Below are 17,254 nucleotides of genomic sequence, written 5' to 3'. Positions count from 1 at the left end.
TGACCAAAAGGCCCTTGAAGCCTTCGGGGTGCTAGCGTTCGTTACTCCTACGTAAACAACTTGATATTCTCCTTGTTTTGAAGTGGGAGTCTTACGGACGGTTGCTCCAGGATAAAAAAAGGGAGATTTTCTACGAATATTGGTTAATAAATATTCATAGAAAATCTCTACAATTCCAATTATTATTTTATTTTAACGATAAGCCTACCAAATGTCTTTGTTTCTAGTAAAGTTGGAAGGTACTGCCCTAACTCATTTAAACCTATTTCTTTGGTTGATATCGTAGAATACTGTTTGTCACTTAAGCTTAAATCCCTAGACATTCGTTCCCATATTTCTCTCCTGTAATCGTATGGACAATAAACAGAATCAATTCCAATCAATCGTATCCCTCGCAAAATAAAAGGATGAACAGTCGTTGGAACATTCACACCACCAGCTAAGCCACTCACCGCAACTGCACCATTGTATTGCAATTTACTTAAAATAGCTGCTAGCGTTTCTCCACCAACCGGATCTACAGCTCCTGCCCATAGTTGTTTATCAAGTGCACGAATTTTCCCGCCTACCACTGCATCTCTATCAATCGTTTCTTTCACACCTAAATCATTTAAAAATGTTTCTGCCTTGTCTTTTCCTGAACTAGCAACTACATGATAACCATTATTCGCTAACATAGTAGCTGCAATACTGCCAACTCCACCGGTAGCTCCGGTAACCAACACCTTACCTGCTTCAGGGGTTAATCCGCTTTTCTCCAATTGATCAATCGATAAAGCTGCAGTGAAACCAGCTGTCCCTAAAATCATGGCTTTTTTCAATGTTAATCCATCTGGAAGAGGAAGAACCCATTCTGCTTTCAATCTCGCATACTCACTGTACCCACCATCATGGGTTACACCAATTTCGTAACTCGTTGCAATGACGGGATCGCCCGGGGAAAAACGGTCATCTGCCGATTCTACTACCTCACCCGCTAAATCAATTCCAGGAGTAAATGGATAGTTCTTTACAATTGGACTATTTGTAAGGTTTGCTAGAGAGTCCTTATAATTAATTCCGGAATAGTGAACGCGAACAAGCACCTCGCCTTCAGGTAAATCATCAACAGTAAGGTCTATCACCTTACCAATTACTTGATCGGATTCTTTCATTAATCGATATGCTTTTATTGTTTGATCCATCATGAAACGACTCCTCTTTTTCTCTATGTAAAAATCTAATTCTCTCTACCTACTCTATCAAATTGACCTTCCCTTTGCAAAAGATTGTGATGATATTAACAAATTCAACTTATATAAACTACAAGTAGTGTGAAATTTCTTTTTGGGACGGTTTTTATATGAGGTGCTAATAACTACTAACACTGCGCGTACACAATAAAATAAAACGGGAAAAGCACCCGGTCCTTTTTCAAAAAAATTTGAAGCTATAGTTTGTAAGGGACTGATGGTGACAAACTACCGCTTGTCATGTCACGCTATAGCGTGACACTTTCCAACAAGTAAAACGACAGATGACCATGAATGGTCATCTGTCGTTTTACTTGTTGGAAAGCAACCATCAGCCCCTACTGTGATACTAGAAAATCTATTCCATCTATTTAATGATCAATTTAAAGATGGAAATACCCAGAAATATCATCATAAAACTAAATTTATATATCACTCTTACCTTGTAAAAAAAAAGAGGCAGGGACAAAAGAAAAAAAGGCAGTATAATAACCGAACTATAGTAGAGGTTTAGTCAATTATGGTTCGGTTATTTTTCCAAGAAATGTAATTAAGCACCTGAAATATGCGGGAGTCCTGCGAGCTGAAGATCCACTCGGAAAGCGAGTAATTTCAGGTGCGGTGCTCTTCCACTTATTTATGCGAGAAGATTATTCATATTTTGAGTAAAGGGATTTTGCTTTGTCCCAGCCTCTTTCAGCCCACTTTTACGTCTGGAGCATAAGGTTGTATGTTTTTTTCTTTTCGCGCAATAGCAACGAAAAGATAAGTGAATGGTGTATCAACAATAGCGACGATAAATTTAAACACATATTGCGTCACAACCATACTGATCAGCACGTTTGTTGGTACCGTTCCAACAAATGCAACCACAATAAAGATCCCCGTATCAATCAACTGACTAGATGCTGTAGACAAGTTATTACGAAGCCATAGTTTCTTGTTTCCATGTTTTCTTTTCAACTGATGAAAAACAGAAACATCAATATGCTGACTAACGATATACGCTAGCAAACTTGCAAACATCACGCGGAAACTTCCACCTAATATCGCTTCAAATTCTGCTTGCATGCCAAAGACTGCGGCTTCTGGCAAGTGAATGGCTGCGAACACGAAAAACAAGGCGATCACCTGTGTAATAAAACCTGCTCGTACTGTTTTCATTGCCGCTTCTTTTCCATACACTTCACCAATAACATCGGTAATCAAATATGTCAAAACATAGACAATAGCTGCTGCAGGTAAAATAAATTCACCGATACTAAAAAGCTTTACCGAGATAATATTCGATAAGATTAATAAGCCGACAAATAAACCATTTAAATAAATAAACATTGTATTGTACACTCCTTTATTCTTGTGATAGAAAAGGAGGCTTCAACGCTAACCCTCATTAGCGATTATCAACTTTTTCTGGGTACATATCGTGATTGAGCATACGGTGCTCTGCCATTTGTTCATATTTCGTGTTTGTTTTTCCATAATTACAATAGGGATCAATCGAAATCCCACCTCTAGGTGTAAATTTACCCCAAACCTCAATATAGCGTGGATCCATTAATTGAATTAAGTCATTCATAATAATGTTCATACTATCTTCATGAAAGTCTCCATGATTTCTAAAGCTGAACAAATATAGCTTGAGAGACTTACTTTCCACCATCTTCTGATCCGGAATATAGCTAATATATACCGTACCAAAGTCTGGCTGGTTTGTTTTTGGACACAATGTAGTAAATTCAGGGCAATTAAATTTTACAAAGTAATCACGATTCGGATGTTTATTATCAAACGTCTCTAATACTTCTGGTGTATAATCAAAAGAATAGGCTGTTTCTTGACTACCTAGTAACGATAGATCTTTTAATTCTTTATTTTCACGACCACTCATGTTGGTGACCTCCTTCTATTTTTGCCAATAAAAAAGCCACACCCGGCTAAGGATATGGCTGTAATCACGTCATATGCCCTTAGTTTTTTATAGAGGGTTTACGCTAAGAACCTCTTTCATTTGTAATGCTTAACCATGCAATTACTCACCTATTATATAGAGCAAAGGATAGCCTGTCAATAAGAACATTTTTAGTCAAAACTAGAATATGTTTGTTAGTATCGCCAACGCCTGATCGACTTCTTCTTTCGTCGTTGTCAATGGAGGTAAGATACGGACAACATTAGGTCCAGCCACTAGGATAAGTAACTGATGTTCCTCTCTAGCCTCTGTCACCAATTCAATTGCCGGACAATCTACTTCAAGGCCAATCAAAAAGCCTTTCCCTCTAACCTGTTTTATTTTATCTGAACGTTCTGCTAGTTCTTCGAGTTTGCCCCAAAGATATGCACTCGTTTCATTCCATTTGGTTAACGCATCTGGTGTCATTAGTAGTTCAAGCGTACGAAGACCTGCAGTTGTTGCTAGAGGGTTTCCACCAAAAGTACTACCATGCGTTCCTGGCGCGAACGCTTTAGCAACATCTTCTTTTGCGATCATAGCCCCAATCGGAAATCCTGACCCTAGTCCTTTTGCAATCGTAATAATATCTGGTTCAAAATCATATTGTTCATAAGCGAATAACGTTCCCGTTCGACCCATACCCGTCTGGATCTCATCGATTATAATGAGGACTTCTTGTTCCTGACATTGTCGAACCAATTCTTTCACCCAAGCATCATCTGCCGGAATAACTCCACCTTCCCCTTGAACAAGTTCTAGCATCACTGCACAAGTTTCTGGAGCAATTAAATCTTCCAAAGCCGCTTGATCATTGTAGGGTAAATAGCGAAAACCAGGCATGGCCGGACTAAATCCTTCTTGAATTTTCTCCTGTCCTGTTGCCGATAGGGTTGCTAGCGTACGCCCATGAAAAGATTGTTTGAATGTAACAATTTCAAACTTATCATTATTCTTTACCTTTTGCGCATAACGTCTTGCTATTTTTATTGCCGCCTCATTAGCTTCCGCACCGCTATTACAGAAAAACACCTGATCACCACAACTATGAGCAACTAATTTTTCTGCCAAAGCTGTTTGGGATGGGATATGATACAAATTTGAACAATGCCATAATTTGTCTAATTGCTCACTGATTGCTTTTTGCACCTCGGGTGGACGGTGACCTAAATTACACGTTGCAATTCCTGATGTGAAATCCAAATATTTTTTTTCTTGCTCATCCCACACATAAGATCCCAACCCTTTTGTTAAGGTAACAGGAAAACGATTATATGTCGGCATCACCGGAACAGGTTTTTCTACCGTATATTGATCAGACATGACTTACCTCCTTCAACTGAATCCGCGTTCCTACTGATTTTCCATCCATGAAATCTAGTAAACTAGTTGGATCTGTTCCGTTTACAATCGCGACTTCAGGTACATGATGCGCTAATGCCTGTAAAGCTGCCTTCACTTTTGGAATCATCCCGCCTTGGATTACTTTCGTTTGGATCAATTCATCAATTTGAGCTTCATTGGTATGATGCAACGTTTCTTTTTTACCGTTTTCTTCTATATAAATCCCTGGTATGTCACTGATAAAACACAATGGAGCTTCCAAAGACTCCGCAATAGCTGCCGCAGCACTGTCTGCATTAATGTTATACCGTTGTGAATCTGTTCCAATCGCGAGTGGTGAAACAACAGGAATATAACCTTCATTGATCATGTTTACTAACAGTTTTTTGTTCACAGTGGTTACTTCACCAACATAACCAATGTTATTGGCATGTTGCACTGGGATTGCTTGCAATAGATTACCGTCAACACCACTAACCCCCATCGCTTGTGCACCTTGTTGAACCATTTTTCGAACGATTTGTTTATTTACCGATCCACTTAAGACCATCTCAACGACATCTAATACTTCATTCGTTGTGACACGCAAACCATCAACAAATGTTGTCACAACACCTAATTGTTTTAACTGAGAAGAAATCATCGGTCCGCCACCATGAACAATAATTGGTGTCACATTTTTCTCTTTATATATCGTTACAATATTCTGAAAAAATCGATCAGGTAAATCCGCTACAATGCTACCACCGCATTTAATCACTACATACTTCATTTGATCATCCCCTTACGTTCGATAAGAAGCATTAATTCTGACATATTCATAAGATAAGTCACAACCCCAACCGACAGCACTTTCCATTCCATTACCGATTGATACATCGATTAGAACCGTATCTTTAGTTAAGTATGCTTTAACTTCTTCTTCATCAAAAGCAACCGGAACACCGTTTTTCACAACGGATATTGGGCCCAAAGCAACAGATACATGATCAGGGTTTATTTTTGCACCACTATATCCAATTGCCGTTATAATTCTACCCCAGTTTGCATCCGCACCATGAATGGCAGTTTTGACGAGGTTTGACGATATAATGGCTTTACTAATTGCTTGTGCCGCCTGCTTTGCGTCCGCACCTTTTACTTGGACTTCGATTAGCTTTGTTGCGCCTTCACCATCACGCGCAATTTCTTTCGCCAACGTTTGGCAGACAAATCCTAGCGCCTCCACAAAAACATCCCACTCTGGATGATTCGGATTTAACACCTCATTTTCAGCCAATCCATTTGCTAGCAGTAGTACCATATCGTTCGTACTGGTATCTCCATCCACCGTAATCATATTAAAGGATTGATCAGTCAATTGTTTTAACGCTTGATCTAAAGCAGAAGGATCTACATTGGCATCCGTTGTAATAAACCCTAGCATAGTCGCCATATTCGGGTTAATCATTCCTGACCCTTTCGCAGCCCCACCAATCGTTACTTTTTTTCCGTTAATTTCAATGGAAACAGCAACCCCTTTTTCTCTCGTATCTGTTGTTAAGATCGCTGTTTCAAATTGTTCACTACTTTGTTTTTCTGGATCAATGGCAGAGATACCCGCTCGGATATTATCCATCGGTAATAACTCACCGATTAACCCCGTGGAAGCTACTGCAGCATAATTTGGTTCTACGTTAAATTTTTCCGCAAGAAGCGTTCGCATTTCATACGCATCTGCTAAGCCTTGTGACCCAGTACAAGCATTGGCAATACCCGAGTTAACGACAACCGTTTGTAACAGTTGCTCTTCTGCGATACTTTCTTTTGTCACCAGCAATGGCGCTGCTTGAAAGGAATTCATTGTATAAACCCCTGCTGCTTTCGCTGGAATCTCTGAATAGATCCACCCAAGGTCAAGTTTCTTTTTTCGAACACCACAATGCAGACCACCAGCAGAAAAACCTTTTGGTGCTGCAATATTTCCATTTGCTATAATATTTATTTTCTCTGTCGTTATTGTTTGATTCATTTCTGCTTCCCCCCTATGGATAAATTGGTGCAACATTCAATCCAGCCATCTCATCCCAATCATTCATAATATTCATGTTCTGAATCGCTTGCCCAGCAGCACCTTTCACTAAGTTGTCAATAACGGAAACAATAATTAATTTCCCTGTCCTTTTATCTACATGTAAGGCAATGTCACAATAGTTACTTCCATAGACTTCTTTTGTTGATGGAATACTACCTGATTTCCTTATTCGAACAAATGGAGCGTTTTGATAGAATGCTTGATAAAACGCTTCGATCTCGGATTGCGTGATTTCTTCTTGAAGATCCGCATAAATCGTGGTCATAATTCCCCGCGTCATCGGTACAATATGTGGAGTGAAGTTTACTTGCACAGAGTCTTTTGCTTCTTTTGTTAAAAACCGTTCCATTTCTGGAATGTGTTTATGAACACCTAGCTTATAGGCTTTTGTATTATCATTCATTTCTGAAAAATGAACCGGTAAAGAAAGGCCACGACCGGCACCTGAAACACCTGTTTTCCCATCTACAATAATCGATTGGTGCGTGATAAACTTTTCCTGGATCGCAGGAATTAATCCCAATAATGTTGCTGTTGGATAACAACCAGGATTAGCAATTAATTTGGCTTCTTTAATTTCTTGACGATAAATTTCACTCAAACCATATACCGCTTGATCCAAATAATCTTGTTCAGCAGCCGGAGCACCGTACCACGTTTGATATAGTAATGGTGAATCTAATCGAAAGTCTCCAGAAAGATCAATACAAGTTACCCCTTGTTCAACTAAAGCTGGTGCAATATCTTTGCTCACATTAGATGGTGTTGCAAAAAACACGAGGTTTACCTTCTTACTTAACGCTTCCACATCTAATGATTCCATGGATTGATCAATAATCTCTGCCATATGTGGATATACCTCGGAAAAAGATACGCCATCTTGAGAGTGAGAAATAATTGTTGTTAACTCTGCATAAGGATGACCTTGCAAGAAGCGCGCGAGTTCCACCGCCCCATATCCAGTTCCTCCAATAATTGCTACTTTCATCTGTAAAAACCACCTTTACTCCGTACATGTTTGTGGTTAATTATTATACTTTAAAATGTATGTTTATACAACAGTTAATTTATATATTTTTGTTTCCTTTACAAAAAATGAATAAATATACGTGTTATCTGTATATTTAGAGCGAATCCATTCTTTACATTTTACAATTAAAATAGTTTTACTTAGCCGGTTGATGAAGTACTTTGACTACTTCAACGGATAAAGTGAAGCTTCAATCAGTAGGAGTTTTTAGGTATTCCCCACTGATTATTAGCTCTAAAGGATGCCCCAAAGACCCTTGAACCATTCGGAGTGCTAGGGTCCATTTCTCCATTTAAACACCTTGGTATTCTCGTTGTTAGTGGGAGTCTTACGGACGATTCCTCCAGGATAAAAAAGAACACAGAAAAGCACTTGGAGTTATTCCAAGCGCTTTTCATCGGTTTACTATTCTAAACTTTATTAATCATTTAAGAAATTACTTCGGTTTTGAGTATTCCATAATAAACAAGATCAAGATATTCTTCACACTTTTTCACTTGTTCTCTTAGGATACCTTCTTTCTTCATCCCTAATTTCTCGATAACTCTGCTTGATGCCGGGTTTGAATGGAAACAGCGAGCAAACACTTTATTGTAATCTTTTTCAATGAAAGCAAATTCCAGTATAGCTTTGGCAGCCTCCGTAGCATAGCCGTTCCCCCAAAATTCTTCTCCAATCCAATAAGCAATTTCTCCATTATTGAATGTTTGATGGTTAGACAATGCTATTGCTCCATATAATTTGCCCGTAGTTTTATCTGTAATAGCGAATTCGAAAGACTTATTGTTGTCAAAATGATCAAGGTGATGTTCCATCCACGAGATAGCGTCTTCTATTGAATACGGATATGGTAGATTTAAAGTCGTTTTATAAAGATTATAATTATTACAAAGTTTAACTACCTCTGGTGCATCTTCTTTAGTGAATAAACGAAGAATACACCTGTTTGTTTCGATTGTTTTATCCTTTTCCTTGTAAATCACAAGACCACCCCATTAAAATTTTTTCTATTGCTACATTAAAGTTACTTTTTCGTGTTCCCTAAACGATGCTATGTGATCGCGTCAGCAATCATGTACTATGTTTTTTAAACTTCCGATGCCTTCAATTTCTAGAACTACTTCATCACCAGAGCGAAGAAATTTTGGTGGTTCTTGAGCAAAACCAACACCATCTGGCGTTCCGGTTAAAATTATATCACCTGGTTCAAGTGTCATCAGTTCAGAAATAAACGCAATTAAATTCGGCACAGAAAAAATAAGTTGATCTGTATTTGATGACTGTCTTTGCTCTCCATTTACTTTTGAAGAGATTCCTAGTTTACCAGGATCTGCTATTTCATCTGTCGTAACTAACCATGGCCCCACTGGTGTAGAACGATCTAATGTTTTTCCTTGTAACCATTGAACAGTCCTTTTTTGCAAATCACGTGCGGAGATATCATTTGCTATGGTGTATCCAGCAACATAGTCAAGCGCGTTCGCTTCTCGAACATTCTTTGCTTTCTTTCCAATAACAACAGCTAATTCTACTTCATAATCTAATTGTTTTGTAACAGACGGCTTTTCAATGTTATCTTCAGGGCCAATTAAGGCATTCGCATATTTTGCAAATAAGACCGGATGTGTTGGCAATTCACTTTTCATTTCCACTACATGATCTCGATAATTCGTCCCCACACAAATGATTTTACTAGGGTTTGTTACCGGTGGTCCAAGCTTCACTTGATCACCCGAGTAACTTGGGAGGTTATCCGTCTTCTCAACATATGCAGATACTTTTTTTGCACGGTCAAAACCTACTTTTCCCAACTGATAAAACATCGTGGGGTTTGACGGGCATAATGTTTCTGATGTATATGCTAGATCACTCTCACCTTTGGCAACTAGCATTGCATGATAATTCGTTTGCAAATCAAATACCCGGTCTTGGTAATAAAGTCCTGTCCGGTAACCGTCGAGCGTTTGTTTTGTTTGATAGGTAATAAACTTCATTGTCCCACTCCTTTTCTTGATCTCTCTTATTCAGAAAATTCTTTCATTCTATTACCTTAAACATTAATTTAAGATCGAAAAAAATGCAACAATACTTCATTTGATTCCCTTCATGCTGGAACCAGTAAAGTTTGAATCTTTTTAGATTATCTTTGAGTAATCACGTGTTTACTTACACTTCAACAACTTTGATTTTCTCGATGTTTTTGAACTAGGTTTACTTGTCGATTAATGTTCAACCTCAACAATCATCCATCTTGTGTTTAGGTTTCTACCGTTTTTTTAAAAGGCTAGAAAAAAGCCAACAAAAGAGTTCTATTACTTCCCTTTTGTTGACTTTTTTGATTAGTCTGCTTTTATTCGGCAACCACATGAATTTCAGCGCTCTGCTCAATCGTATTTCCAATCGTACAACCACGTTTTGCTAGCATAATCAATTTCTTTTTTTCTTTATCTGTGAGTTCACTTTCAAATTTCAGACGAACATCGAGACTTTCAAATCGAGACGGTCGATCCTCTGCTTTGTTCATGCTAACTTCTATCGTATAGCCTGCAACGTCCAATTGATCCCTTGCAATAACTGCATCTAGCGTTAGACCCATACACAATGCAACAGAACTAGCTAAATAATCTACCGGAGTGTATCCTTCAGTTGAGCGCTTCGACCCTGTCCCAATCGTAACCACACCATTATCATTCGTTATTTTATGAGCAAGATTTTGTTCTTTTTTTAAGGTAATCATTTTGTCATCTCCTTACGTAAAATATCTCTTATCATCATGACCTCATCAGTAACCATTCATACCGTTTCGATCATATTTACTCTGCAACCTTTTCCACTTTGCACTTCGAATCATCTGATTGATGATTTCAGAAAACACCAAACCTAAAGCAATAGCTCCCGAAATGAGAATTGCCCTTGCAGCCAACTGAACCGCCATGTCGTAATCGTTTCCAACAAAATTCCGCATTGCATCATAAGCGAGCCCACCGGGTACTAATGGAATAATACCAGAAACATTAAAAATAATGATTGGTGTTCGAAACCATTTCGCAAACACCTGACTAGTAACCGCGACAACTACTGCTGCTGCGATCGTTGCAACAACGGCATCTACTCGATTGATGGTTAAGACCGTGTAAACGAACCATCCGATCATCCCTACACTACCACATTGAATAAGAACATTTTTTGGCGCATTAAAAATGATGGCAAATCCGGCTGCTGCAACAAAACTAGTAACTAATTGTTCAAAAATCATGTGTGCGCCCCCATTCAAAAATCATCGAATCATTTAGACAATAAAAAAGACCACCGCAATACCAGCACCAATTGCAAAAGCCGTCAAAAAAGACTCCGCACCCTTAGAAAGGCCAGATACAAGATGGCCTGCCATGAGATCGCGAACTGCGTTAGTTATTAATAAACCAGGTACTAATGGCATTACTGCACCAATAATAATCCGATCCATTTCCAAACCAACTTCAATCCGAACAAAGAAAAAGGCAACCAAACCTATGATCAGCGATGCCAAAAACTCGGCAAAAAAGCGGATTTTTACAATATAATGAAAATAAATCATGGCAGAAAAACCAATTCCTCCTGCTATTACTGCTGGAAGAAAATCTGTCCATTGCCCTTGAAACATAATGGCAAAGCATCCACTAGCTAGTGCGGCAGCGATAATCTGAACATACCTGGGATACGCTAATTTTTCTTGATCAATCTCTTTCAAACTCTCTCTCGCTTCCTCTAACGTCAAGTTGCCATTGGAGATACTACGTGAAATACTATTCACTTCGGTAACCTTGTGTAGATCTGTGGAACGTTCTAAAATACGAACAAAATTTGTCGGTTCCGTTTCATTGATAGCAAACATAAGACCAGTTGGCGTCGCATGAACTTGGGCATTTTCCGCACCAAACGCATGCGCAATTCGCCACATCGTATCTTCAATCCGATACGTCTCTGCTCCACTTTGCAACATAACTTTCCCCGCTAACAAACAGACTTTTGTAATTAACTGTTTATCCAAGCTACTGCACCACCTATAACTTTTTCATGGTAACTGTATGATAAAATGCGATAAGAATAGACCCAGCGATTGTCATGCATCCCATAATAAAATACATTGTATTTCCACCGAAATTCTCCATCAACATACCACCACTCAAAGAGCCGATAATTCCTGATATACCAAAAAATACAGTCATAAATACAAGGTGTCCTGTTGATTGCAGTTCTCTCGGTATGAGACGTGCGACATACTCAAACGCTGCTGAGTAAAATACACCAAAAGATAACCCATGCATGACTTGGAAAATCACAATTAATAACGGTGCATCTATCCACGCATATAAGAACCAACGAATGGAATATAACAGCCCTGCTGAAATCATAAACACTAATGGATGATACTTACGAAACCAGTAACCACCTGTTGCAAATACAGCTGCTTCACTCGCAACCCCCATAAACCAAGCCCAACCAACCAAGGTATCGTGACCACCTAATTGACCAATAAACAAACTGACAAAGCTATCATTCATTCGGTGCGTGATCGTAACAAGCAGCAACAATAACAAAAAGATAATCAATGGTCGATTTTTAATTAATTTTTTCAAATCACCAAATTGGATTGGTGGAACATCTACTTGTACATCAACCAGTCGAAAACTAATTATCAATAACATTCCAACCATAAACAAGTACGGAATAACCAAATGTTGAATTCCAATGAGATCCATCAATGTCCCTACTAAGAGCGAATTGATCGCAAAACCGAGTGAACCCCAAGTTCGAATCGAACCAAATGATACACCAATTGCCTCTGCACGTCGGTGTGATAAGCTGTCTGCTAAAGATCCAATTGGAGTAGCAAAGAAATAAAAGATAAATGCAAAACCTAAAATGAGACTTATTGTTGTCAACTGAAAGAAGATAGCACTACTTATCATCAAGCCAATGGTACAGAGGATAATTATTCGGCGAACCGTTTGGAATTTATCACTCATATAACCCCAAAACGGCTTTGCGAAAATCGAGACTGCAGGCCCTATCGCGAGCACCCAACCAATTTCTCGACCACTTAAACCTCGATATGTTAATAATAAAGGCAAAAAACTTACTACCATTGTATTAGCGCCGTGAAAACTGAACAATAACATTTTTAATGGAACAAGCGAACCTTTTTTTGTCAATGTACTCTCCCCTTATGTAAGTAACTATTATGTACATTGAACTATTATACGGATTTTAAGTAGGAAAAGAAAGTCGGACTACACGAATAAGAGCGTAAAGAATCGTCTTAAAATCCAACTACTAGAGGAAATCAATGGAGATAAAGTGAAACTTCACTTTAACGCGCTTCAAGCACTAAGACAAATCGTGAAAAACCACCCGTACCTTCAAAACCTTCTACACAGTGGATGTGTGGAAACTCCAGTTACAGACGGTCTCTTTTCTTCCCTTGAAGTCGCCGTCTTTCACTTCCGTTTTCTCCTATTCTTTTCAGAACAATATCAAGAAGAGAATATTTTTTACGAACGGAAGAAGCCGGCAGACTCTTTAGAGAATATCAAATTAAAGTTCTTTTTCTTTTTTGATTCTTTTTTCGGTGTTTTTCATTTAAAAAACCCTAAATTCTGATACACCAACACAAATTTTATATTTTCTTATAAGTCAAAAAAAGCATCCAATGAGATGCTTTTTCATACTATCCTTTAAAATACATTTTGTTCCCGACCAGGTCGAACCGGTTTTTTTTCACCTTCTTCTTCATCAAGATCAAAAGAATTTATACTTTTTTCTGCTGAGAACACACCAATTGTACGTTCGTCATGACTATTTTCGAACACTACATTTTTATTCCATCCAGAAAACAATAAGATTCCTAATACTGTTATTGTTAGTAAAAATATATGTCTCATCAATTATCCCCCTAGTCTTTTTTTTGCTATATCCAATGTAAAAAGAGAGCTAAAAACAAACCAAAAGTTGTCACAATCCCAACAACAGCCCCCCCCTGCTTGTATGCTTCTGGCATCATCGCTGTGGAAATCATAGCGATGATTGCTCCACCTGCAAAAGCACTCAATATTGCTTTTATGCTATTTGGGGCTGTTGTTAGCAACACTCCTCCAGCAGCGCTAAGTGCGGAGAAAAGGACAACTGCTAACCATAAGAAAATAATTAAGCGGGTGCGATATCCGTATTTTTTTAGACTATCCGTACTCGAAAACCCTTCCGGAAAATTGCTAATAAAAATCGAAACAACTAACGCCAGACTGACAACATTACCACGCCCTATGCTCATCCCTATCATTGCTGACTCTGGCAAAGTGTCCATAACCGTTCCAATGAACATGCGTAATCCAGTTCCTTTTTCACCGCTCTTTCGGTTTGTTTTTTTGTCATCACTGTAAGATATTCGTTTTTTCCGCTGACCACCTTGTTTAGACAAAAAACGATCGAGTAAAGTAAACAAAATAGCGCCACCAAAAAAACCAATGGCTATTTCAATAAATCCACTTATCTCCAAAGCTTCTTCTAACAACTCATAACTTGTCGCCCCAATTAGCGCGCCTGCACCCAAAGCCATAATCATCCCCATCACTCGCTTCGGCATTTTAATAAATAATGCAACTAGAGCGCCAAGTAATGTTGCTGAAGCGGCAATCGTTCCCCAAAGAATTCCTTGAAACATTTATCCCCCTCCAGATCTATTTCCTCCAAACATTTTCACACTTTTTTAATGTACACGAGTTCTTGCAAAGTATGCAGAAGCTCTCCAATAAACTTTATTGTTTTCCTTCCTGCTTTTTTCCTTTATAATTAATTGAAGAACTTACATAGAAAGGAAATGATTTGATGAAAAAAATTGTAATAGTTATTATATCTCTATTTATCCTTGCAATACTTGGGATATCACTTCTTAGTAATAGAGAAGTTCAAACAGTTGAAGATATTGACCAAATTTCCTATCAAGATACATTTACACAAAACGAGGAAGAATACATTGTTTATTACTGGCAAGAAGGTTGTTACTTCTGTGAATTAATCGATGATGACGTCACTGATTTCGCTAACAACGGAGGCATCCCTATCTATGTAGTGGACATGCAGGAAAACATTAACCAGAACGCTTGGTATGATTGGCAGCTCCACCATGATACTTACGATGAAATAATAGGTGAAGTTGTTAACGGTGAAGAGGAGTTTTTCTCAGAAATTAACGTAGAAGATTATACGGAAGATACAGAGATTCGTTGGGATATTGTTCAAAATGATAACAATGAAATTATCGCAAAGCACCGAACACCTTTCCCAAACATTGATATAACATCTGCAGATCAAATTGAAATAACCGGCACTCCTACCATGATTCATATTAAAAACGAAACCGTAGCAAATTATACGATTGGGGCCGATGAAGCAATTGAACTTTTAAACAGTCATCGTTAAGTACAGGTACGCTTAAAATGAAACGACGTTATAGGACGGGTATAAGATGATGACAAAAAAATACTTGTCATTCCAATACTGTCAGCGTAATAAAAAAAGAAGGGTGTCTATTCTCCCTTCTTTTTTTATACACATATCCATTTGTTTTCTAATGCTTTTAACACCGCATTTGTGCGATCAGGCACATTTAATTTCCGCAATATAGAACTTACATAATTTTTTACTGTCTTATCTGACAAAAATAATTCTGTTGCGATGTCTACATTATTATAACCTTTCGATAATAACTGTAGCACTTCCCACTCTCGATTCGATAAGATATGTAGTGGAGGAGAAGGTTTTTTCCATTGGGTTTGTACATATTCTTCCAATAAGTTTGTCACTAACAGTGGATGAATAAATTTTTCGCCAGCTAAAACCTTTGTAATTGCTTCGATCATCTCTTTTTCTTCCATTTCATAATATAAATATCCACCTAAACCAAAACCAAACAAACGACTAAGTATCGGAGATTCTTTATCCTCTACCCAGGCAATAATTTTACTCTCGGTTGAAGTTTGGTAATATTGAATAATTGTATCAACCGGGATATCCTTATGTACGTCCAAAATAACCAAATCAAATGTTCGACAACCATCAAGATATTCATAACAATTGTTATGATCACAAGTGAACACTTCATCATTTGGAAATTTACGTTTTAACAATTGGACTATCCAATCACGTAATAAAGACGGTTTTTTTACAAACAATAATTTCATTTGATCACCAGCCACTTCTATGAGTTGTTTAATCTGTTTTAATGAACAAACTGTTTGAAACCATTTATCTAAACAATAACAAGCGCCGTTATTAATAATTATATGTTACTTATTTTTACGTTTCTCGTCAATATAATGAAGCATTATTTACTCGTTCCTTTAAACATTACTTATGTATTGGATCTAATTACTCACACTACCCATGTACTTTGAATAGGGTAAAATTAACTATTTCTAATCAAGTAAGATTTTTCAAAAAAAGACAGCGCTTTCATTTGCTGATTTTATAAGGCTTGGTAAATAACTTTTTTTGGAAATACATTTTGATCCAAAATACCAGTACTATATACTCTTTTTTCGACAAATTAGGTACAATCGACTAAATACGACAATATACAACAAAATAAAAGAAACTAAACGGACGTGGCTCACTTCTCTTCTGTAAACATATCCACCAATCGTATCACAACTTCTTTATCAACTCCATTTGCACTAAATACTATTTTAATTCTCTTGGTCCATCTGTCAATATTCTATTTGTGCACTTTTTTTATTCACTTTGGCATTTACAAATATGACTAGCGGAATATTGTTTCCCTAGTGGAGTTCTGTTTCTCTCCATACTACTTCACCCTCCTATTTATTGGCGATACATTTTAACACAACTTTTCCATCATCTCTTTTTCGTTAGTTCGTTGCTCTTTTTATTTTTTACCATTGTCCATTTAACTTCTCTATATAAGCGTATTTCCCCATACAAAAACACCATAGATAGTATAAATTTGATTATACTAATTCTATGGTGCTATTTATCCCGGAGCAAACGTCCGTAAGACTCCCACTTCAAAACAACGAGAATATCAAGTTGTTTAAGTGGGAGTAACGGACGCTAGCAACCCGAATGGTTCAAAGGCCTTTCAGGTCATCCTTTAGGGCTAACAATCAGCGGGGGAATACCTAATGATTGAAGTTTCACTTTATTGATCCATTATATTGTGTTAGTCTATTTTCTGTATTTTTCATACTTAAGCTTACTATTCTCTTTGAATTCCAAAACGAGCATTGATTTCACCTCGTAATAATTCTTTTCGATTTAGCTTTGCTTCTTTTCTTTCTTTCCGAAGCATTTCTTGTCTAATCTCGTATGTCTGCACACCTTCTTCTCTTTTATTTGCGATATCCATTAATTGTTCGACATCTAAGAAAGAGTATTTACGATTCCCTTTAGGAGAACGCTCCGGAAAAATTAACTTTCTTTCTTCATAATAGCGAATTTGCCTCTCAGATAAACCTGTTAATTCACTAACTACACCAATAGTAATTACTTTGCGCTCTTTATACGATGGACTTCCTGCCAATTGATTCACCACCAGAAATTTATTTAGTCAGGATACTATTTCTTCC

At 37.7% G+C, this 17,254-nt stretch carries 18 protein-coding genes and 1 riboswitch; of the genes, 1 reads left to right on the top strand and 17 read right to left on the bottom strand.

The window, feature by feature from the left end:
• Nucleotides 1-182: 182 nt before the first annotated feature.
• The 15 genes from OWO01_RS04435 to OWO01_RS04365 all read right to left on the bottom strand — a co-directional run bounded on the left by OWO01_RS04435 (nucleotide 183) and on the right by OWO01_RS04365 (nucleotide 14,331).
• Nucleotides 183-1,184: an acrylyl-CoA reductase family protein gene (locus tag OWO01_RS04435; RefSeq protein ID WP_268779224.1), complete on the bottom strand. Its 1,002-nt coding sequence runs from the start codon at nucleotides 1,182-1,184 to the stop codon at nucleotides 183-185.
• A 744-nt stretch (nucleotides 1,185-1,928) separates the two neighbouring features.
• Nucleotides 1,929-2,567, bottom strand: a complete 639-nt coding sequence (locus tag OWO01_RS04430; protein ID WP_268779223.1) for a queuosine precursor transporter — start codon at nucleotides 2,565-2,567, stop codon at nucleotides 1,929-1,931.
• A 58-nt stretch (nucleotides 2,568-2,625) separates the two neighbouring features.
• The gene (gene queF, locus OWO01_RS04425) at nucleotides 2,626-3,123 is read right to left on the bottom strand and encodes a preQ(1) synthase (RefSeq protein WP_268779222.1); all 498 of its coding nucleotides are present in this window, start codon (nucleotides 3,121-3,123) and stop codon (nucleotides 2,626-2,628) included.
• A gap of 73 nt (nucleotides 3,124-3,196) precedes the next feature.
• A riboswitch (PreQ1 riboswitch) is annotated at nucleotides 3,197-3,243 on the bottom strand.
• A gap of 81 nt (nucleotides 3,244-3,324) precedes the next feature.
• Entirely contained in the window at nucleotides 3,325-4,506 is a 1,182-nt protein-coding gene (locus OWO01_RS04420; protein WP_268779221.1) for an acetylornithine transaminase, read from the bottom strand.
• Entirely contained in the window at nucleotides 4,499-5,299 is an 801-nt protein-coding gene (gene argB, locus OWO01_RS04415; RefSeq protein WP_268779220.1) for an acetylglutamate kinase, read from the bottom strand. Before argB ends, OWO01_RS04420 begins: the two co-directional genes overlap by 8 nt.
• 12 nt (nucleotides 5,300-5,311) lie before the next feature.
• On the bottom strand, nucleotides 5,312-6,538 hold the full coding sequence (argJ, locus tag OWO01_RS04410; protein ID WP_268779219.1) for a bifunctional ornithine acetyltransferase/N-acetylglutamate synthase: 1,227 nt from the start codon (nucleotides 6,536-6,538) through the stop codon (nucleotides 5,312-5,314).
• A gap of 13 nt (nucleotides 6,539-6,551) precedes the next feature.
• Entirely contained in the window at nucleotides 6,552-7,589 is a 1,038-nt protein-coding gene (gene argC, locus OWO01_RS04405; protein WP_268779218.1) for an N-acetyl-gamma-glutamyl-phosphate reductase, read from the bottom strand.
• A 470-nt stretch (nucleotides 7,590-8,059) separates the two neighbouring features.
• Entirely contained in the window at nucleotides 8,060-8,614 is a 555-nt protein-coding gene (locus OWO01_RS04400; RefSeq protein ID WP_268779217.1) for a GNAT family N-acetyltransferase, read from the bottom strand.
• A gap of 81 nt (nucleotides 8,615-8,695) precedes the next feature.
• Complete coding sequence (locus OWO01_RS04395; protein ID WP_268779216.1) at nucleotides 8,696-9,625, bottom strand: fumarylacetoacetate hydrolase family protein; 930 nt, start codon at nucleotides 9,623-9,625, stop codon at nucleotides 8,696-8,698.
• A 356-nt stretch (nucleotides 9,626-9,981) separates the two neighbouring features.
• The gene (locus OWO01_RS04390; RefSeq protein WP_268779215.1) at nucleotides 9,982-10,368 is read right to left on the bottom strand and encodes an OsmC family protein; all 387 of its coding nucleotides are present in this window, start codon (nucleotides 10,366-10,368) and stop codon (nucleotides 9,982-9,984) included.
• A 45-nt stretch (nucleotides 10,369-10,413) separates the two neighbouring features.
• Entirely contained in the window at nucleotides 10,414-10,887 is a 474-nt protein-coding gene (locus OWO01_RS04385) for a threonine/serine exporter family protein (protein ID WP_268779214.1), read from the bottom strand.
• A gap of 33 nt (nucleotides 10,888-10,920) precedes the next feature.
• On the bottom strand, nucleotides 10,921-11,661 hold the full coding sequence (locus OWO01_RS04380; RefSeq protein WP_268779213.1) for a threonine/serine exporter family protein: 741 nt from the start codon (nucleotides 11,659-11,661) through the stop codon (nucleotides 10,921-10,923).
• A gap of 13 nt (nucleotides 11,662-11,674) precedes the next feature.
• Nucleotides 11,675-12,826, bottom strand: coding sequence for an MFS transporter (locus tag OWO01_RS04375; RefSeq protein WP_268779212.1), 1,152 nt, complete (start codon nucleotides 12,824-12,826; stop codon nucleotides 11,675-11,677).
• A gap of 522 nt (nucleotides 12,827-13,348) precedes the next feature.
• Nucleotides 13,349-13,555, bottom strand: a complete 207-nt coding sequence (locus tag OWO01_RS04370) for a hypothetical protein (RefSeq protein WP_268779211.1) — start codon at nucleotides 13,553-13,555, stop codon at nucleotides 13,349-13,351.
• Between the two features lie 26 nt (nucleotides 13,556-13,581).
• Nucleotides 13,582-14,331, bottom strand: coding sequence for a ZIP family metal transporter (locus OWO01_RS04365; RefSeq protein ID WP_268779210.1), 750 nt, complete (start codon nucleotides 14,329-14,331; stop codon nucleotides 13,582-13,584).
• A 164-nt stretch (nucleotides 14,332-14,495) separates the two neighbouring features.
• On the opposite strand from OWO01_RS04365, the gene OWO01_RS04360 reads away from it, so the two are divergent.
• Entirely contained in the window at nucleotides 14,496-15,089 is a 594-nt protein-coding gene (locus tag OWO01_RS04360) for a hypothetical protein (protein WP_268779209.1), read from the top strand.
• A gap of 125 nt (nucleotides 15,090-15,214) precedes the next feature.
• On the opposite strand, the gene OWO01_RS04355 is transcribed toward OWO01_RS04360, so the two are convergent.
• Together OWO01_RS04355 and OWO01_RS04350 are read right to left on the bottom strand one after the other, a co-directional pair.
• On the bottom strand, nucleotides 15,215-15,850 hold the full coding sequence (locus tag OWO01_RS04355) for a response regulator transcription factor (RefSeq protein WP_268779208.1): 636 nt from the start codon (nucleotides 15,848-15,850) through the stop codon (nucleotides 15,215-15,217).
• A gap of 1,034 nt (nucleotides 15,851-16,884) precedes the next feature.
• Nucleotides 16,885-17,208 (bottom strand): MerR family transcriptional regulator, encoded by a 324-nt coding sequence (locus OWO01_RS04350; protein WP_268779207.1) that lies wholly within the window; start codon nucleotides 17,206-17,208, stop codon nucleotides 16,885-16,887.
• Between the last annotated feature and the right edge of the window lie 46 nt (nucleotides 17,209-17,254).

The sequence above is a fragment of the Natronobacillus azotifigens genome (assembly GCF_026805325.1).
Classification (GTDB): Bacteria; Bacillota; Bacilli; order Bacillales; family Amphibacillaceae; genus Natronobacillus; species Natronobacillus azotifigens.
Note: the sequence above shows the minus strand (reverse complement) of the source record. Positions and strands in the feature narration are given on the sequence as shown.